This window comes from Tepidanaerobacter syntrophicus, assembly GCF_001485475.2.
GTDB lineage: Bacteria > Bacillota > Thermosediminibacteria > Thermosediminibacterales > Tepidanaerobacteraceae > Tepidanaerobacter > Tepidanaerobacter syntrophicus.
Window position 1 is genome coordinate 85,669 of sequence record NZ_DF977000.1, and the last position, 20,446, is coordinate 106,114.

Genomic DNA, 20,446 nt, shown 5'->3' on the forward strand with positions numbered 1-20,446 from the left:
AATTATAAGTTAATTATACTACATCACAGACTTGCTGCATAGCATCCATGTCCTGCAAAACCTTTTGCAGCCTAAGCAACATCTTTGTTCCTTGGTTGCCTCTTGTTTTTATTGTAATTGTCGGATTTTCGGTCCCTATTATATTTACTTGGTTTGCCATCATTGTTTTTAGCCTGAAAAGCATTTCCGGAGTCAATTGGCTGCTTTCATGAAACTTTATATTTATTACTTCTCCCTGCTGAATTATGCTTGCAATTTTGAGCTTGGTTGCCAAAACTCTGAGCTTGGAAATTATAATCAGGTTTCTTGTAGCCTCAGGAATATCCCCAAATCTGTCTTCTATTTCTTCTTCCAGATCATCTATTTCTCCTAGCGTCTCAGCCGTGGCCATTTTCCTGTAAATTTCCATTTTTACCGACGCATTAGTTATATATTCATCTGAAATATAGGCATTCACGTCGAATTCAAGAGTCGGGCGGATTTCTTCTTCCTCTTTTTCACCTTTTAGCTCTTTTATTGCAGCCGCAAGTAATTTGGTATAAAGGTCATAACCTATAGCCATCATATGACCATGCTGTTCTGCCCCGAGAATATTGCCGGCACCTCGAATTTCAAGGTCTTTCAAAGCTATCTTAAAGCCGGAACCAAATTCAGTAAATTCTCGTATTGCTGAAAGTCTCTTTTCCGCAGCTTCGCTCAGGACCTTATCTTTTTTGTAAGTTAAATAAGCAAAAGCCTGGCGATTTGACCTGCCGACACGGCCGCGCAACTGGTAAAGCTGCGAAAGTCCTAGTCTGTCAGCCGAAGTTACAATCAGTGTATTTGCATTAGGTATGTCAAGACCGCTTTCGATTATTGTAGTGCATACAAGAACATCATAGTCGTGGTCATAAAATCCCAGCATAATTTCCTCCAACTCATCTTCATTCATCTGCCCATGGGCTACAGCAATGCGGGCCTCGGGAACTAGCTGTTTTAATTTTTGCGCCTCTTCGTGTATGCTCTGCACTCTATTATAAACGTAGTATACCTGGCCACCTCTTGAAAGTTCACGCATTATCGCATCCCTTATAAGGGATTCATTGTATTCTACCACATATGTTTGAATAGGAAATCTATCCTCCGGTGGAGTCTCGATTATGCTCATATCTCTTAACCCGCTCATTGCCATGTGTAAAGTTCTCGGAATAGGCGTTGCCGTTAGAGTAAGCACATCTATATTTTTCTTTAATTGTTTTATTCTTTCTTTATGAGATACTCCAAATCTTTGTTCTTCATCTATTATTAAAAGCCCTAAGTCTTTAAATTTGACGTCTTTTTGCAAAAGCCTGTGGGTGCCTATTATTATATCTATTTCTCCTGTTTTAAGTTTTCTGAGTATCTGCTTTTGTTCAGTTGGGGATTTAAAACGGCTTATTGATTCTATCTTGACGGGAAATAGCTTAAACCTTTCTAAAAACGTGTGATAGTGCTGTTCGGCTAGGATTGTTGTAGGCACTAATACAGCTACTTGTTTGCTGTCCATTACTGCTTTAAATGCCGCTCTCATTGCAACTTCTGTTTTGCCGTAGCCTACATCTCCGCATAAAAGCCTATCCATAGGTTTTGAGCTCTCCATATCTCTTTTTACTTCTTCAATAGCAGCTAACTGATCAGGTGTCTCCTCATAAGGAAACATATCCTGAAATTCCTTTTGCCATGGCGAATCCGGCGAAAATGCAAAGCCTTCAACAGATTCTCTTGCAGCATATAAATTTATTAACTCTTCTGCCATTTGCTTTATGGAATCTTTTGCCTTTTTCTTGATTTTGTTCCACTCACTGCCTCCGAGTTTATTAAGCTTTGGAGGTGTATCATCATTTCCTACATATTTTTGAATTAACTCTACTTGATTTGTCGGAACATATAGCTTGTCTCCGCCTGCATACATTAGGGCAAAATAGTCTTTTATATGGCCGGCTACCTCGAGAGATTCAATACCCAAATATTTGCCGATGCCGTGGGTTATATGCACTACATAATCTCCCACATTTAAATCTCTAAAATCTGTAAGCCTTTGACCTTTGGTTTTTACCTTTGTTCTACCTTGCCTTTTTGTAGATTTACCATAAATTTCAGAGTCAGAAATTATTGCAAGCCTTACGGCAAGATTGTCAAAACCATGCTCCAATGAGGCAGGAACAACCACTACATTACCGGGTTTTAGGGGTTCCTCTTTAATTTCCTCATATAATACAGCTTGAATATCTCTGTCTCTTAGATTTTTGATTAAATGTTCCGCCCGTTCTTTTGTGCCGGAAAGAAGAACAATTCTATAGTTTTTACGTTTAAGCCTTGTGATTTCTTCTGCCAAAAGGTCTAACTTTCCATAAAAAGATGGAATTGATTGAAATTGAAATGAATAAAGACTGCGGGCTTCAAACTCGGGATGTAGTTTCGGCAGAATCGAAAAATATACTATTCTTTGTTGCTTCAGTTCGTCTAATATCTCAAAAGGGTCGCAATAAATGTTGGCCTGAGATGCCAATATTTCTCCTTTTTCAAGAAGCCCTTTATATGTTTCTTGAACTTCAAAGGCGGTATTTTTTTGAGCTTCGGCAATTCTTGCAGGCTCTATTAATATTGGTACAAAATGGCTTTCAAAATAATCCAGGATTGTATAAAGTTTTGGATAAAGATGTGATGCATATAGTTCTGAAGATTCAAAAAAGAGACCGTCTGCTAGTCTTCCAATATGTTCTTCCACTTTTTCTGAAAGATGCTCGGCAATTTTAGGATGTCCTAAAGAATTAAAAAGATCCACTCTCTCTTTTAATTCTTCAGCTATGGCAACCGATGCTTTTTTGGCTGTTTCTTCGTCATAGACTATCTCTCGTGCAGGCGTGATAAAAATTTTGTCAAGTTTATTTATTGAGCGCTGATCCTCAGGAAGAAATTCCCGGATAGAATCTACTTCTTCATCAAAAAATTCAATGCGATAAGGGTATTCATGTGTCAGAGGATATATATCGAGAATTCCGCCTCGCACGGCAAATTGCCCTTGGGCCTCGATTATCTCACGTCGCTCATAGCCCATTACCGAAAGCTTGGATACTATTTCCTCCATGGAAGCCGTATCGCCGACTCTGATTGTCAAAGTAAATTTCTTCATAATTTCAGGACTTAAGACCTTTGTAAGTAATGCTTGAACCGGCGCCACTACCACCATGGATTTTTTCATAAGTAGATTTTCCATGACCTTTAGGCGTTTTGCAGTAAATTCTGTGCTCTTTGCTGCAATTTCATAAGGCAGAACAGAGCTTGCCGGAAAAAAGGCTACTTCTTCCGGATCCATGAAAAGTAAAAGATCTTCTGTTATTTTTTTTGCCTCCAGCGAATCCGCCGTAATTACTAATATTTGAGAAGTAATTTTCTTTTTCAATGCAGCAATAAGGTAGGATCGCTGAGAATCTGAAACGCCATACGCGAACAGATTAGACATTTGTCTGTTTAAATCTTTTATTAATTTTTGAAATTCTGGTATTTCTTCAGCAGTCTTTAAAATTTGTTCCATTTACATACCTCTATTTATATATTTATAAAAAATAAAATAATTAAATTTTCGATTAAATGCCGAAAAGCCCTTCTTTGCCAAGGGCTGCTTCAAATGCTATTATATCATTATAAATTAATCGTCAAATTATATCAATAAGCAGAACTAGATTTTAATGATAAAGACTTTGAATAAGGCCTGAAAGCCACGACGCAGGGATAAGGAAAAATTCAGGTACCGTTAAAAGTCCTATAACTATTCCTAAAAAAGAAGCCTCGGCTGTATCAAGGCCAAGACGGCTTTTTGCCATGCGGCGATGATAGTGATAAATGATAAAACCCGCAAAAATAGCAATTAGAATATGAAAAAATCCGCTGGCAAAACTTGACCATACATAGAAAGTATCGATATATTCATCTATTATGGGAAATTTTTTTAGCAGTAAGCCAATGGCTGTCCCGCCTAAAAAAATTGCAAAGCAGCCAAAAAACGCCGCTCGTAAGCAATACTTAAAAACCAGTCGATTGTTGATTTCTATTTGAGTCTGCTGCTGGCTGCCCGGAGCCATAAAACAGTATATTTTAGGCTTATTGAATTTTTTGTGTAGCTTTAGATAAGTCCAGACAACTATTATATTTATCGCAAAATTCAAACCAAAGGCTGCAGGGAAAAATTTTGGTGTAAAAGGGAGCGTCCATAAAGGAAATACCATCAAAGAAAATGTAGTCCTTTCCCTTTTTAATAAATTGTCATTTTTATATAAAATCATTACAGGAACCTCATTTACAAAAAATATGGCTTAAAAACTCTAAATCCTTTATAATCTAATTATATTTATAAATACGGAAAAGGCAAATATAATCCTTTTTAAATCTGCTGTTTAGAATTGAGGGAGTATAATGCATCATTTTTGTGATACTGCGTTTATAGGGTTAATTTTATTAAATGCGGCCTCGTTTATCTTAATGGGAATCGACAAATATAAATCTTCACACAACAAGTGGAGGATAAGCGAAAGAACTCTCTTTGTAGTGGCGCTTTTAGGCGGTTCGGCAGGAGTGCTCTGCGGGATGTATTTTTTCCATCATAAAACCCGCCATAAGAGCTTCATATACGGGATACCTATTATTATTTTAATTCAATTGCTGGCAGCTTATTATTTTTACTTCTATATCATAGTTTTATGATATATATTGATATTTTAAGGAATAAGATATATTATAACATTATATCACACAAAGTTTATGAACTAAATACAGCAATTTTCCTTTATGCGTTTCCTAAAAATCTAAAATCGGGAGGATGTACAATATGGTAAGGGTGTTGGGAATCGGCGATAACGTTTGCGATAAGTATATCAATTCAGGCTACATGTATCCGGGAGGTCAAGCTTTAAATTTTGCAGTATATGCCAAACAGTTAGGCGCCGACGCAGCTTATATGGGAGTTTTCGGCACTGACGACGTGGCGGCACATGTTATTGCAACCCTTGACGAGCTTGGAATCGATCGCTCTCACTGCCGTCAGTATGAAGGCGAAAATGGCTATGCTGTAGTAAATATTGTAGATGGTGAAAGAATATTTATCGCAAGCAATAAAGGGGGAGTTTTAAAAGAGCATCCCATCATCTTAACTGAAAATGACAAGGAATATATCAAGACCTTTGATCTTGTTCATACCAGCAATAATAGTTACTTTGACGACCAGCTCCCCGTAATATCCCAACTTGGCATCTTAGTTTCATATGACTTTTCCGGACAGTGGAAAGAGCCGGCTAAGGTTCGCGCAGTTTGCAAATATATAGATTATGGTTTTATGTCATGTGGTTCTTTACCGGATAAAGAAGTTCGCAAGGCATGCATTCAGCTTTATGAAGAAGGTTGTAAAATAGTAATTGCCACATGCGGAAGCAAAGGGTCTGTATTGTATGATGGAAAAGACTTTTTTGTTCAGCCCCCGAAACTGGTGGAGGCAGTTGATACTTTAGGAGCCGGGGATTCATTTGCTGCCGCTTTTCTAGTTTCTTTTGTTGAGGTGCAAAAATTAGAACCGCTTCGTATTAAAACCGACGAAGAATATTATAAAAATACGGTTAAGAAAGCATTAGAAACAGCGGCATCTTTTGCTGCAAAAACCTGCCTCGTCCATGGTGCATTTGGAATGGGCAAGAAATTTAAAGTATAACTTATTTGTGTAAGCAACCGAGTACATTAATAAATAGCGTGGAATATTCCACGCTATTTATTAATACTCTACTTTCCACATGTAGCGGCGTTCATCCATTGACCTGCCTCGAAGATCCGCCATCGTCGAGACCATAAAACGTTCCATAGGTGTAAGAATTGGAGATGCAAAATATTCTACTACATGTTCATCGATTTTCCCAATATCAAACTCTTGCATATCAAGAATCATATGACGTGGAGCATATTTTTTTAGAAAACGTTCTACCCTATCATCTAGTGGACGGGTTTTTCCAACTGATTTAATCAATATTACAGGAACTGTTTCATTAGTTGTTTCAAAAGGACCATGGAAATATTCTCCCGAATGAAGATAAACAGCATGTTTTTGCTGCATTTCCATCAAATGGCAGCAAGCCATTGAGTAAGCAGCCGGATAAGCAGGTCCGCTTGCAAGTACATAAAATACGCTGTCGTCTTTAAAATCCTTCGCAAATTTTTGTGCAAGCGGCAAGATATCCTTCTTTCCTTTTTCGATAATATTGTCTATATAATCATATGCTTGCATTGCTTCATCATAATATGGAAAATCTTCAAATTGTTTTAGTACTTCAAAGCAAAACTTTAAAGCTAGAGCCTGATTTGCTTTTGAGTAAACTTGGTTTTGGCCGTTTGAATATATAATAGAATACTGCCCGTTCTTTGCCATTTCTGAATCTGCAAATCCTGTCATCGCAACTGTTATAGCGCCTTTTTCGTTGGCCGCCTTAACTGCTTCCACCGTTTCCGGCGTAGCTTTAAGAGAGCAAATAATGCAAATACAGCGATCATCTATCATGGCAGGAGTCGCATTTACAAACTCACTGCTGTTAAATATGCCGGTAGCAATGTTTTTAGCTTCACATTGGATTAAGTATTTCGCTGGATATATAGCTGCCTGAGAGCCCCCGCACGCCGCAAAGTAAATCGCCTTTAAGCCGCCTCTTGCATCTAATTTTGATTTTATTTCACTTACCATATTTTTTATTTCCATCTCAAACCTCCTGTAATTTTTAGCCTGATCTAGGTTGGCTATAAAATTTACACAAAAATTTTTATTTGTTATTCAAGCTATATCTCTAATTAAGTCCTCTCAGCTTTGTCGTCTCTTTTTCATCAATTGCAAGATTTCCATTTTCATCTTGAAGTATTAAAACCTTGTAATCGTTCTTTGCGCTTTCTAAGGAAACTTTGCCTTCTAATACATCTTGAAGCACCTTTTGCGGCAACCTTTTTACGGGATCGCCGTATCCGCCGGCGCCCGGGGTTAGGACTCTAATGATGTCTCCTTTATTAACAGGGTGATCTGTGCATTTATTTGGAAGGCGAATTTCCGTGCCATCAGGTAATATGTGATAAAATGCTCCGCTTGCACCATTTTTTCCTCCTTCGAGGCCCCAGGGCGAAAATTTCTGCCGATCGCCTAAGCATGTGCAGGAAACTCCATCACTTATTACTTCAAATTCTCGTATGATCCCCAGTCCTCCGCGATTTTCCCCGGCACCGCCTGAGTTCATGCGCAGGCCATATTTCTTTATCCTTACAATCGGAAATTCAATCTCTGAAGCTTCTATAGGCATATTTGATGTATTAGTCATATGAACCTGGACGCCGCTTAGACCGTCTGCATGTTTGCTGGCTCCTGAACCTCCTGCAATGGCCTCATGGTAAATAAAAAATTGGTCCGGGTTGTTGTTTAGCATTCCGGTAAAGACAATAGAAGTGCAAGCGCCATTGCCTGCTGCCAAAATTCTATCAGGCACCGCAGGCGCCAAAGCTCCAAATATAACGTCTGGCAGCCTCTGACAGGTATCAATCATAACTCCAACAGGAGCAGGATGCACCGGATTTACAAGGCATCCTTTTGGCGCATAAACCTTAAATGCTCTATATATGCCTGCATTTGAAGGAATATCCGGTCCCAGAAGAGCCTTTAGTGAATAAAATACTGTGGCAAGCAGTGAGTTATAAGGAACATTGACAGGTGCTTCCACTTGGTCGCAGGTTCCTGTAAAATCAAAATCAATAAAATTATTTTTTATTGTGATAGTAACTGTTATCGGCAGCGGATCCGGATATCTTTCTCCGCCATTGTCCATATAATCGGTAAACTTGTAAATGCCTTCTTTAAGATCGGATATAACTGTGCGAAGCCTGCGCTCTGCATAATTTTGTAATTCTTCCATGCAATCAAGTAATATCATATTATAGCGAGCGTAAGCTTCTTTTAATCTTCTTACGCCAACCCGGTTAGCTGAAATCTGGGCTATCAAATCACCATAACGTTCCCGGGGAACTCGGGTATTTGCAAGTATAAGATCCATTACGTTATCAAGAACCTTATCGTTTTCGCATATACGGATTATTGGCAGCTTCAAACCTTCTTGATATATGCTTGTTGCATCGCCTGATGTACTGCCGGGCACTTTACCACCTATGTCAGAATGGTGCGCCATATTAACTACCCAGCCAATCATAGTCTCGCCTTCAAAAGCCGGCGCAGCTACAACTATGTCAGGCAGGTGGTTTCCACCACCGTTATAAGGGTCATTTCCTATAAACATATCACCGGGTTTGATGGTTTCTTTCGGATGTCTTTTATAAAGCTCTTTTATAAAAGTAAGCAGTGAGCCAAGATGTATGGCAAGATTTTCAGCTTGGGCCACCATATTGCCTTCCGGATCCATTATCCCGCTAGATACATCGCGCCGCTCCTTTATGTTGGTGGAATATGCGCTCTTTATAATTATCGTGGTCACTTCTTCTGCAATAGAAAGAAGAAGGTTTCCGACAACTTCCATTGTTACTGCATCAACATTCTTTTTGGCTTCCGGGGTCATTATTTTTCACCTCCGTTATAAGTCAAGATGAGATTATAAAATCCGTCTGTCCTGGCGCTCCACTTGGGCGGAATGACGATCGTTGAATCCATTTCTTCCAATATAGCAGGTCCGTTAAAGGCACAGCCAGGTGCTACTTTTTCTCGCTGATAGATATTTGTTTTTATAAAATCGGGTCGGCCTTGGAAAAGCACATCTCTTGTCTCTAAAGGTTCTGGAAGTGCTGCATTTGGATTACATGGACTTTCTTTCAAAGTAGGTTTGTCTATATCGCCGATTGCCGATATGCGATAGTTTACAATTTGCACTCGGTTTTTCTCGTTGTAATAGCCGTAGTTGCGCTCATGTTCTTTATGGAAGCTTTGAATGGCTTCCTCTAGCACGTCTTCTGTTACCGGGCGGTCCGGCAATTCAATAGAAATTTCATAGTTTTGGAATTCATATCGTGCATCAATAAAACGTTTATAACTTCTTCTGTCAGGCGCAACGCCTTCTCTGATAAGCATGTTTTTGCCTTCTTCCAGCATTGCATCAAAGATTTCATTGATTTCTTTAATATTTTGTTTTTCTGCAATCATAATCTTAGAACGACTTAAATCAAATTTCACATCTGCCATTAAAAGACCTAAGGAGCACAGTGTGCCGGGCGATGGGGGAACAATAACAGTCTTTATGCCCAGTTCGCTTGCTATCTCGCATGCATGAAGGGGGCCTGCTCCACCAAATGCCATAAGTGAAAACTCCCTTATATCATAGCCTCTTTCTACTGAAACCAGTCTCACAGCACGCATCATGCTTGAATTTATAACTGATATAATTCCATTTGCAGCCTGAATTAAGTCAAAATTTGTCTTACTGCAGATATGCTCTTTTATCGCCTTTTCTGCCAGGTCTCTGTGAACTGCAAAGCGTCCGCCCAAGATACTTTTTTGATTAAGTTTGCCTAAAACTATATTAGCATCTGTTACGGTGGGTTTTGTGCCTCCCACACCATAACAGGCAGGTCCCGGTTTTGCTCCTGCGCTTTCCGGTCCCACCTTCATTGCGCCGCCATCATCAATATAGGCGATGCTGCCGCCTCCGGCTCCTATCGTTACTATATCAATCATAGGAATCCGTGCAGGAAAACCCTCTACTAAACGTTCAGAGGATAGCTGCGGTTTTCCGTTTTCTATGAGGCTGACATCGGCACTGGTTCCTCCCATATCAAATGTAATGATTTTATTATTTTTACATTGTTCGCCTATATAAACGGCCCCGACTACACCGGCGCTAGGTCCTGAAACAGCAGTCCTTATAGGTGAATCGATGGTCTCAGAAATTGAGATTATGCTTCCATTGGATTGTGTAACATAGGGATCTATTCTAATTCCTGTATCTCGGATGCTCTTTTCAAAATTATAAACATATTTTTTCATAACCGGCCCAAGATACGCATTAAGCACTGTTGTGCTCATTCTCGAAAACTCTCGAAACTCTGGTATTAATTCGCTCGAAATTGAGATATAAACTTCCGGATATACCTCTTGCACAATTTCTTTGATGCGCTGTTCATGAGCAGGATTTATAAAGGAAAAGAGGGTGCAAACCGCGATAGAGCTGACTTTTTGGGATTTCAAATAATTTACGGCCTTATAGACATCTTCTTCGTCTAGTGGTATGAGAACGCTCCCATCATGTAATATCCTCTCGCTTACTTCACATATCAAATTTGTCGGAACAAATGGCACAGGCTTTGGTTTGTGGAGATCGTAAAGGGAAGGCCTTTTCTGCCAACCTATTTCAAGCAAATCTCTAAATCCCTTTGTAGTAATCAGCCCGGTTTTTGCGCCTTTTCTTTCAATTAGAGCATTTGTAGCAACTGTAGTTCCATGTGCCAGATAATTTACTTCTTCCGGTTTGATATTGTAGGCTTTAAGTATTTCGCCGATGCCCTCGACAATTGCAATAGATGGGTCTTCAGGAGTAGATGGATATTTGTAATGAAAAAGGGCTCCTGTTTTGGTATCAGATACCGAAAAGTCGGTAAAAGTACCGCCTACGTCAACACCTATCATATAAGCCATAAGTTTTTTCACCTTCCATGTAATAAATTTGGCTTGAATTTGCTATTTTGTAAAATGATATTATGTATTGTATTATAATGTTATAATACTATTAATAAGCATTAATGTAAATAGATTATGCTAAATATTTTCTTATCGATTATCAAATCTTTTGAAATAAGAATTTATCCGCCGCAAATTAAATTAACTCTATGAAACCTCTAGAAATTATAATTTATCAAAGTTTCAAATGTAATATCTAGTAATATTATTTCATTTGTATTATAATGTAATATAATATTATAATACAAGAAATGGGGTTTTACTGTGAGGGTTCCATCAGGCAACTTATATCTTCCAAAAGCAGCTGTGTTCAATTTAATAATTGAATGTGCTTTTGGCTTCGGGATTGGAATCTGGAATATTGCTTTAAATTTTTATTTTAGAGCATATGGACTTTCTCCGGCAGAAATAGGTTTGCTGATATCAGTAGGATTTTTCGCAACAGCGGTTTCATCTTCTTTCTGCGGCAGGCTAAGCGACAAAATTGGTTTTTCAAAGGTATCTGCTTTAGGCGGAATAATGGTAAGTATTTCACTTTTTACTATATCTCATTCATCTTCACATCAACTTTTTTATATAGCCCAGATTATCTACGGTTTTGGACTTGCTTGTATTATGTCAACAGATTCTCCTTTAATTACAAGCCTTGTCCTTCCCCATCAAAAACAATTGGGATATAACCTTACGATTTTTACATATTTTTTAAGTAGTGTTGCAGGAAGTCTTTTTGCCGGATTTTTCCCCAAAATGTTTCCGTTATATGAAAATCCCTATAAGGTGCTTTTAATTATTAGCGCTACCTCATATCTAATACTTGGCTGCACTCGTGTATGGCTGCCGAAGCAGCCGCTTGCAGGCAGAAGCAGTGTGAAATTTTTGGATGTCTTAAAAAGCAAAAATGTCCTTTCTTTTCTGCTCTTTGGATTTGTGATGATGACTATTTTTAATTGCATTATGTCAATGTTAAATCTCATTTTACGCGAGCGCTATGGTCTTGGCGATGATATTGTCGGATCTCTTTACTCATTAGTCTCCATATCAGGTTGTATGGCAATTCCAATTATTGCTTTGTTATATCGCAAATATTCCAATTATCAAATTGCCTCTGCAACTTTAGCAGTTCAGATATTCATTATATCTTTTATGGCTTTTGCCCCCGTTTGGCTTTTTATAATCCTTGTTTGCATGCGAACTGTGGCAAACAACTTCATATATGCAACAGTAGACAATCCTATGCTTCAATCCATAGAACAAGATAGACGCGGTTCTTATTCCGGCTTAAGGGTCAGTTCTAACTATATAGGCATGAGCTTAGGTTCTGCGATATCCGGATATTTTATATCAAAAGGAAACTATGCCGGATTGTTTATGCTTACAGCACTCCTTTGTTTATTACAAAATTTAATTTTTCATCAGATATGTGTCCCTCACATTGTAGAATACAACAACTCTAAAATAGTATAAATAAAACAGCGGGTAATGAGTTTCCTCAAAATGCCCGCTTTCTATATGTTAATATTTAGGAGGCTTTTGATAAGGAGCAATGGGGCATAAATAATTCCTGCCTTCCATTGCTTTTTCAAACTCTGCACGCATTTTCGCTACTGCTTCAGGGTTTGTAAAAAGTTCGGCACCTGTTAAAGCCATGATTTTGGCTGCAGTTAGCATTCCGTTGTGGCACAAAGACCGCTTGCCTTGAGCAACTTCTTGCCATGAATGCCCAGGTGTATCTTTTGCATAACATGCAGTTGTAAACTGCACAGTTGGGGTAAACCAGCTGACATCGCAGACATCTGTCGAACCGTATTTGGGATGCGGAATTTCTGTATATGGATATATTATATCATTTATATATTTACCCTTGATTTTAGGGATTATTTCCTCTGCTATTGGGCCATAAAGATACCGTAAGGTATCAAAAGTACTTTCTTCTGCGTTTTCAGGAAAAGCTGCATGTATCTTTTTACAAAATTCTACATCATCTTGAGTATAAGAAACCGGCCCAATTTTAAGAAATTTATCATAAGCTATGCGTTCAAGTGTTCGATTGGGAACAAGCTCCGAAAGACCACCGGTAAATTCAACTTCCACTTTAGTTCCGGTCATCATTGCCGCGCCTTGGGCAATCTCTTTAATGCGCTCAGCTGTTTCTTTTGCCCTTTTATAAGTAGCAGCTCTTACACAATAAACAACTTCTGCATTTGCTTGAATTACATTCGGTGCAGTTCCGCCGGCATCAGTAACTGCATAATTAATGCATACATCGCGTTGTACATGGCCTCTAAGATAATTCGATGCTATATTTGTCAATTCTACCGCAGAAAGCGCATTTCGACCTAGATGGCCTTGAGATGCTGAATGGGATGCGATGCCGGTAAAATGAATTCGCATATCCTGTATCGCCATAAAATTCATAGACCAGATATTATTATCATCAGCAGGATGCCAAGTTATAGCACATTCCGTATCATTAAACAATCCATCTCGCGCCATATAGATTTTGCCGGCGCCTCCTTCTTCCGCAGGACATCCATAATATCTGATTGTGCCTGAAAGATTATTGTTTTCTATATAATTTTTAAGCGCGATCGCCGCTGCCATGGCACTGGTTCCCAAAATATGATGTCCACAGCCATGGCCGGGACCTCCTTTAACAATCGGAGAGTAAGTAGTCACATTTGCCTCCTGGCTCAATCCGGGTAATGCGTCATATTCGCCGAGAAATGCTATAACAGGCTTGCCTCTTCCTGTCTCTGCGACAAATGCTGTGTCCATGTCTGATACGCCGCGTGTGACTTTAAATCCAACTTCTTCAAGGGTTTTGCTCAAAGCTTTAGATGATTGGTGCTCTCTAAATGCAAGTTCTGCGTATTCCCAGATTCTATCGGCTATTTGAATGTATTGCGCCTTATTTTCATCAATAAAGTTTGTTATATCTTGTATTTCCATTAAAATAGGCCTCCTAATTAATTTAGAAACAACTAAATATTTAGTGTATAATAGCACTCTCATTATAAAGATGGCATGCTACAAAATGCTCATTAGTAACTTCTGCTAATTCAGGCTTTATTTCAGAACATACCTTTTGTGCTTGAGGGCATCGAGGATGAAAATGACAGCCATTTGGAGGACTCGTCGGTGAAGGAATATCTCCCTTAACAATAGGAGTTTTGGTTCTTAAGGCAGGATCTGGAATTTTAATTGCTGAAAGCAAGGCCTTTGTGTAAGGATGCATCGCGTTTTTATAAAGTTCATCTTTCCCTGTAATCTCTACTATCCGGCCAAGGTACATCACCGCTACTCGATCACTTATATGTTTTACTACGCTTAAATCGTGGGAAATGAACAAATAAGTCAGGTTAAATTCCTTTTGTAAATCCTGCATTAAGTTAAGCACCTGAGATCTTACAGAAACGTCCAATGCCGAAACAGGCTCATCACATACGATAAATCTGGGGTTTAGCGAAAGAGCCCTTGCAATAACGATTCTCTGGCGCTGTCCCCCTGAAAATTCATGAGGATAACGATTATAACAAGATTCATCAAGCCCTACTTTTTCTAGTAATAAGATTACTCTTTTGAATTTTTCTTCTCCGCTTGCAATGTGAAAAATATCAAGAGGCTCTCCAACAAAATCTCCTACTGTCATACGGGGATTTAGGGAGGCATACGGGTCTTGAAAAATAATCTGCATATCTTGTCTCATAGTGCGCATTTGGCTTTTGCTAAGAGTTGAAATGTCTTTTCCGTCAAATATTACTTTTCCGCTCGTTGGTTCTATAAGTCGTAAAATAGAGCGGCCCAAGGTAGATTTCCCACACCCTGATTCGCCCACAAGACCAAGTGTTTCACCTTCCATAACTTTGAAGCTTATATCATCTACCGCTTTTACATAGGTTGTATTCCTATTTAATAATCCTCTATTAATAGGGAAATATTTTTTCATATTATAGACTTCAAGTAAAGTCTTTTGTTCGTTCACTTTTAGTTAAGCCTCCTTGCCCTTACCTGAGTACAGCCAACAGCGAACTTGATGACCGTCTATATCAGTTAGCAATGGCTCTTTTTCATGACACACCGGCAGCGCCTTATCGCATCTAGGCGCAAATCTGCAACCTGCAGGCAAATTTAACAAATTAGGAACCATGCCATTTATGACATGTAATCTATCAGTTGGTTTATCTAAGCGAGGAATAGAATTCATAAGTCCAATTGTATAAGGGTGTAAAGGATTATAAAAAACAGAATAAACATCTGCATATTCCATGACTTTTCCTGCATACATTACCAAAACATCTTCCGCCATATCAGCAACAACACCTAAGTCGTGCGTTATAAGAAGAATAGAAGTGTTTAATTTTTCCTTAAGATCTTTCATTAATTCCAGTATTTGAGCTTGAATAGTCACATCCAGAGCAGTAGTTGGCTCGTCTGCAATCAAGAGAAGAGGATTGCAGGCAAGCGCCATGGCAATCATCACTCGCTGCCTCATTCCGCCGGAAAGCTGGTGGGGATACTGGTTCATCCTTTGCTCAGAGGCCGATATACCTACCATATTCAACATTTCCACAGATTTATTATAAGCATCCTGTTTATTTAAATGCTGATGCTGAGAATACACTTCCATTAGCTGAAAGCCAATAGTATACACCGGATTTAAACTGGTCATAGGTTCTTGAAATACCATTGAAATTTTATTGCCTCTGATTTCGCACATTTCCGCTTCTGTCTTGGTCAGAAGCTCTTCTCCGTTAAATTTTATGCTCCCTTCTACAATTTTGCCCGAAGGGCTCGGGACAAGACGCAGTATAGAAAGAGAGGTAATGCTTTTACCGCAACCCGATTCGCCTACTATACATAACGTTTTTCCGCTGTCAATACTAAAATCTATACCGTCAACTGCATATTTTACCCCATCTTCAGTAAAAAAACATGTCCTAAGGTTTTTGACTTCGAGCAGTGTTGGCATAAGCATTTCTCCTCTCTATGCAAGCTTCAGAGTTGAGACTATGACCTTTTGCATCTCTAAGGTCATAGTCTTTTTGTTTAAATCTTTTACTCTTTAAATGTCCAAGAATATGCAGCATAATTTAAATTTGGAAAATCCTCTACAGGAATATTTTCGAATATATCTCTATGTGCCATCAATACATTTGCATGATATAGCCATACATACGGCATCTCTTCCACAAGCTTCTTTTGCAGTTCATCATAAAGCGGTTTGCGTTCTTCAAATGTGGGTTTATTGCGCGCTTCTGTAGCAAGTTCAAAAAGCGATGGATCATCATAATGTGAGAAATTCATATTTGTTCCCGGTGCAAGAAGTATGCGTACATCATCTGGATCTATGGAACCTGCACCGCCTAGTAAACCTAAATCGCCCTTTGACTGGCGCAGATAATTTATTTCAGTTGTAAAGTCCATTACTTGAAGCTTTGTTTTAACGCCAACAGCAGCTAAATCTTGCTGAATCAGCGTTGCAGAGTTCTCACGAACTTTGTTGCCTGTTGGAACAAAAAATTCAAGTTCTCTGTTAAAGTCCCATCCGGCTTCTTGAAGAAGGGCTTTTGCTCCTTCAGGATCATATGGATCTCCTGCAATTGCCTGATTAAAATAGGGGTGATGAGGAGGCATTGGGCCAACAGCAATGACACCTTCGCCAAAAAGCAGTTGATCTATAATATTTTTCCTGTTTATTGCCATGCTAAACGCTCTTCTAACGCGAGCATCTTTGAAATACTCCTTTGAGCAATTTATAGTCATATATTGATAACCATAACTCTTTACGCTTGCCGGAACAATTCCCTTTGCATCTTTTAAAAGTGGCCAATCACTTATAGGAACTTCTCCTTGGGCGCTCGTAAGATCGACTTCGCCACTCATTAATCCAGGTACGATGCTTGCTGCGTCCATCACACGAATAACCATCTTGTTAAAATTTGGTGTTCCTAAAAAGTAATCTTTATTTGCAGTTAATTCATAACGCTCGCCAGGAACCTGTTTGTCAAATATACAGCAGCCTGTGCCAACCGGCTTTTGAAAATAAGGATCTGCGTCTAAGTGAGCAGGATCAGCATCTTTAAGTAAATGTTTAGGAAGTATATATATTCTTGTGGAATCTAGCTGCAAAAATGCATTAATATCAGTAGGAGTCTTGAAGTGTATTTCCAGGGTATAAGGATCTACTGCTACAACTCCAATTTTTGACGGTTCTGCTGCAACACCATTTTCGTCAGTACCTTCAATGCTAGAAAAATAACTTCTGCGGTTGCTTACTACATCTTTGTTTGTTATTAATTGAGCCGTAAATACCACATCGTCAGCTGTAAAAGGCTCTCCATCATGCCATTTTACATTCTTATTAAGATGAAATGTTGCAACTTTATAATCGCTGGACATTTCCCAGCTATCGGCTAATCTCGGAAGAACTTTGCCCGATGCAGTAACATACACTAACCGGTCAAAAATCTGGTCGAATATTACGTCTCCGTAGTTGCCGCTAATATTATAAGGATTTAAGGTATCTGCAGCCGAAGTCATAACCATTGTCACAACATCATGCTTTACAGGTGCAGTTGAAGATTCTGTCTTTGAACCTTGCTCAGGTGTGGCTTTTTCATTCGATCCTCCGCCACAGCCTACAACGCAGCCAGCTAATAAGCCTACAACAACAAACAAACAGAGCAATTTAATGATCTTGCTTTTATGCATATATCTCCCTCCAAAAATTATGTGTGTATGTTAACGCAGCTTTCGCTGCAGTAAAGCTATACTTTCATCTTGGGGTCAAGGGCATCTCTAAGGCCATCGCCTACAAAATTTACCGAAAGTACGGTTAGTATCAGGAGAATTCCCGCTGGTACCCACATCCACGGCCTTGTAGAAAGTATCGCAATAGACTGAGCGTTATATAAGATATTGCCCCAGGAAGCTTGGGGAGGCTGAACACCCATTCCGAGAAAGCTCAGTGTTGACTCTTGCAGCATAGCAGCTGCTGTTCTAAAAGTAGCAGCAATAAGGATAGGAGCTATAGAATTTGGAAGAATATAGCGTGTAATAATACGAAAATCGCTGGCTCCCACTGCTCTCGCAGCTTCTATATATTCTTTTTCTCTTATACTTAAAGCAGTTCCATAAATCTGTCTTGCAAATTGAGTCCATTCAAGAACACCGATTACGACTGTAACTGACCAAATAGAAGGTCCCATAATTGATACGAGAACCATTATTAGCACCATTGAAGGAAAAGACATAAATATGTCGACAATTCTCATAATTACTATTTCAGCAATTCCTCGATAATAAGCAGCAATAAGTCCCAAAGGAACTCCAATAATTATAGAAATAAAGGTCGAGGCAAGCCCAACCAACAAAGAAACGCGGCCACCGTAAAGCAAACGCGCAAAATTGTCCCGTCCTGTTGCGTCAGTTCCTAATATAAATTTTACAGATGGTCTCGACAGTGCCGGAGCAACCATTGTAGTATATGGATCCAGTTTAAATATCATAGGCAATAGCAACACAGCTAATATAATGATAGTTAGCATTGCAATTCCAAACATTGCTAGCTTGTGACGTTTAAATCGCTTGAAAACATCTGTATAATATGAATTTCTCTTTTTCTGTAATTCGGACATTATTTTTCCTCCTGCTTCAGTTGTAGCGAATCCTTGGGTCAAGAACTCCGTAAAGCAAGTCGACTATAAGATTTCCAATTAAAACAAATATAGCAACAACAACAGTAATTCCCATAATTACAGGATAATCCCTTGCTCCTATTGAGGAAACCATAAGCATCCCTAAACCTGACCAACTAAATACTTGTTCCGTTACTACTGCCCCGCCTATTAAAAAAGGCAGTGACGACCCAAAATTTGTGACAACCGGTATTAAGGCATTCCGAAAAGCATGAACCCAAATAACTCTTTTGGGTCTTAAGCCTTTTGCCTTCGCAGTACGGATATAGTCTTCGTTGAGTACTTCTAGCATACTGCTGCGTACGTATCTCATCGTACTTCCTATTTGGGGAAGGGCAAGGGCTACTGCAGGTAGCACTAGATGCCTTAAAAGCGACAAAAAGTTTCCTGCAACTCCCGATTCGTACATTCCGCCCATTGGAAACCATCCCAATTTCACCGCAAAAATATAAATAAAGATCATACCCAAAAAGAAGCTAGGTGAAGCGGCAGTTAGAAACGCAAGAGCAGTTGACATATAATCTTGTAGTGAATAAGGGCGAAGTGATGAAATTATTCCAAGAGGAATCGCAAATATATATGAAATTAATATTGCACTGCCCGTCAGAAGCAATGTAGGCCCAATGCGCTGGGCTACCATCAAGGTTACTTTTTGAAATGTCCGATACGAAAAACCGAGATCGCCGTGAAGTAATGCTTTTACCCAGTTGAAATACTGAATGTATATAGGCTTATCTATGCCAAGGGCAGCAGCACGCCGAGCAGCATCCGCTTCAGTCATTCCAGGTTCAGCTAGTAGAGCATCTAGCGGTGAGCCGGGCGCCATATTTGCAATAAAAAAAACAAAAATTGTGATACCAAAAAATGTTATGATGCTAACTGCTACTCTCCTTGCTATGTATTTGCTCAATCTCAACCCTCCTCAGAGAATTACAACTTAATTGATCTAATTGTTATCGTATTATATCATCTTATTCTGTATGGATATAATATTACCAGAAAAGTACATGATTGTAAATACCTCAAATTATTCCGTAAATTTTCTATTTTATAATCTACTAAGCAAAAAAAGACGGCTGGTGCCGTCATCTGTATAAATCAGATTCGCAACTTGTTGTTTTAAACACTAGTTAGCGCCTGCATTAAATTTCGAATTTAAATCTATCGCCTCTAATAAGAGTTTTAACATATTCTATCGGTTTATCATCCTGGGATTTAACAATTGCGCGAAGCAGGAATAAAGGCTGGCCGACTCTTATATGGAGCAGATCTGCCTCATACTTATTGCTTAAAACAATTTCAAGACTGCGTTTTGATTTTGCCGGCACAACACCATACTCTTCTTCCAGGAATTTATAAAGAGAGCCAATGCTTATATCTGCTTCCATTACCTTTGGAAACTCTTTATATGGAAGATAAGTTTTTTCAATCATAACAGGTTCGTTATCTGCAAGTCTTAGCCTTTCAATTTCTATTACCTGATCCTCGGGGCCCAGTTCAAGATATTTTTGAATTGTAGGAGTTGAATTTGTTATTCTCATGCTCAAAACTCTTGAGCCCGGAACCAGGCCAGCCTCACGCATTCTATGGCTAAAACTGTTAACCGCAATTATCTCCCGCTTTATTTTAGGCATAGCCACGAATGTTCCTTTGCCTTGCTTTTTTACCAATAACCCTTCCTCTACCAAATCATTTATAGCTCTTCTTATTGTAATTCGGCTTGCATTGTATTTTTCTACCAGTTCTTGTTCGGTGGGTATTTGTTCGTTCGGCTTATAGGTGCCTCTTTCAATCTCTGCTCTTATTATTTCTCGTATTTGATGATATAGAGGCATCGCAATGTTGGTATCTAACAATTTATTTCACCTTCTTGTGTAATCTGTAAAGTTATACTTATATGTATTATAATATTTAATGCTTTCTAGATACAGGCAATAATTCAGGAAATATTCTGTATTTATTATGTGAAAATATTAACCTTTTTTCTCAATTATTATCATATATAGTTATATAACATTATATAACTTATGAGAATTACTGTCAATAA

At 38.8% G+C, this 20,446-nt stretch carries 15 protein-coding genes; 3 read left to right on the top strand and 12 right to left on the bottom strand.

Translation table 11 applies throughout. From position 1 onward, the window contains the following. Positions 1–13: 13 nt before the first annotated feature. Together mfd and TSYNT_RS03600 are read right to left on the bottom strand one after the other, a co-directional pair. The gene (gene mfd / locus TSYNT_RS03595) at positions 14–3,553 is read right to left on the bottom strand and encodes a transcription-repair coupling factor (RefSeq protein WP_059031799.1); all 3,540 of its coding nucleotides are present in this window, start codon (positions 3,551–3,553) and stop codon (positions 14–16) included. A gap of 151 nt (positions 3,554–3,704) precedes the next feature. After that, complete coding sequence (locus TSYNT_RS03600) at positions 3,705–4,301, bottom strand: hypothetical protein (RefSeq protein ID WP_059031801.1); 597 nt, start codon at positions 4,299–4,301, stop codon at positions 3,705–3,707. A gap of 130 nt (positions 4,302–4,431) precedes the next feature. Between TSYNT_RS03600 and TSYNT_RS03605 the strand changes: the two genes are divergently transcribed. Together TSYNT_RS03605 and TSYNT_RS03610 are read left to right on the top strand one after the other, a co-directional pair. Next, on the top strand, positions 4,432–4,719 hold the full coding sequence (locus TSYNT_RS03605; protein ID WP_059031803.1) for a DUF1294 domain-containing protein: 288 nt from the start codon (positions 4,432–4,434) through the stop codon (positions 4,717–4,719). Positions 4,720–4,843: 124 nt separating this feature from the next. Further along, entirely contained in the window at positions 4,844–5,716 is an 873-nt protein-coding gene (locus TSYNT_RS03610) for a fructoselysine 6-kinase (protein ID WP_059031805.1), read from the top strand. 60 nt (positions 5,717–5,776) lie between these two features. Here TSYNT_RS03610 and TSYNT_RS03615 read toward each other — a convergent pair whose 3' ends face one another. The 3 genes from TSYNT_RS03615 to TSYNT_RS03625 all read right to left on the bottom strand — a co-directional run bounded on the left by TSYNT_RS03615 (position 5,777) and on the right by TSYNT_RS03625 (position 10,660). Continuing rightward, positions 5,777–6,748 (bottom strand): SIS domain-containing protein, encoded by a 972-nt coding sequence (locus TSYNT_RS03615; protein ID WP_059031807.1) that lies wholly within the window; start codon positions 6,746–6,748, stop codon positions 5,777–5,779. Between the two features lie 85 nt (positions 6,749–6,833). Next, entirely contained in the window at positions 6,834–8,594 is a 1,761-nt protein-coding gene (locus TSYNT_RS03620; RefSeq protein ID WP_059031809.1) for a hydantoinase B/oxoprolinase family protein, read from the bottom strand. Then, complete coding sequence (locus tag TSYNT_RS03625) at positions 8,594–10,660, bottom strand: hydantoinase/oxoprolinase family protein (RefSeq protein WP_059031811.1); 2,067 nt, start codon at positions 10,658–10,660, stop codon at positions 8,594–8,596. The genes TSYNT_RS03620 and TSYNT_RS03625 overlap by 1 nt, the downstream gene beginning before the upstream one ends. 306 nt (positions 10,661–10,966) lie before the next feature. On the opposite strand from TSYNT_RS03625, the gene TSYNT_RS03630 reads away from it, so the two are divergent. Then, entirely contained in the window at positions 10,967–12,166 is a 1,200-nt protein-coding gene (locus TSYNT_RS03630; RefSeq protein WP_059031813.1) for an MFS transporter, read from the top strand. Between the two features lie 48 nt (positions 12,167–12,214). On the opposite strand, the gene TSYNT_RS03635 is transcribed toward TSYNT_RS03630, so the two are convergent. The 7 genes from TSYNT_RS03635 to TSYNT_RS03665 form a co-directional block, all read right to left on the bottom strand. Next, positions 12,215–13,651, bottom strand: coding sequence for an amidohydrolase (locus TSYNT_RS03635; protein ID WP_059031814.1), 1,437 nt, complete (start codon positions 13,649–13,651; stop codon positions 12,215–12,217). Positions 13,652–13,691: 40 nt separating this feature from the next. Beyond that, on the bottom strand, positions 13,692–14,684 hold the full coding sequence (locus TSYNT_RS03640) for an ABC transporter ATP-binding protein (RefSeq protein ID WP_202859719.1): 993 nt from the start codon (positions 14,682–14,684) through the stop codon (positions 13,692–13,694). A 6-nt stretch (positions 14,685–14,690) separates the two neighbouring features. Then, a complete protein-coding gene (locus TSYNT_RS03645; RefSeq protein WP_059031816.1) occupies positions 14,691–15,671 on the bottom strand; it encodes an ABC transporter ATP-binding protein in 981 nt (326 codons plus the stop codon). Between the two features lie 86 nt (positions 15,672–15,757). Further along, positions 15,758–17,413: an ABC transporter substrate-binding protein gene (locus TSYNT_RS03650; protein ID WP_059031818.1), complete on the bottom strand. Its 1,656-nt coding sequence runs from the start codon at positions 17,411–17,413 to the stop codon at positions 15,758–15,760. A 56-nt stretch (positions 17,414–17,469) separates the two neighbouring features. After that, positions 17,470–18,339, bottom strand: coding sequence for an ABC transporter permease (locus tag TSYNT_RS03655; RefSeq protein ID WP_059031820.1), 870 nt, complete (start codon positions 18,337–18,339; stop codon positions 17,470–17,472). A 16-nt stretch (positions 18,340–18,355) separates the two neighbouring features. Further along, on the bottom strand, positions 18,356–19,309 hold the full coding sequence (locus TSYNT_RS03660) for an ABC transporter permease (RefSeq protein ID WP_059031822.1): 954 nt from the start codon (positions 19,307–19,309) through the stop codon (positions 18,356–18,358). A gap of 232 nt (positions 19,310–19,541) precedes the next feature. After that, positions 19,542–20,255, bottom strand: coding sequence for a GntR family transcriptional regulator (locus TSYNT_RS03665; protein WP_059031824.1), 714 nt, complete (start codon positions 20,253–20,255; stop codon positions 19,542–19,544). Positions 20,256–20,446 lie beyond the last annotated feature (191 nt).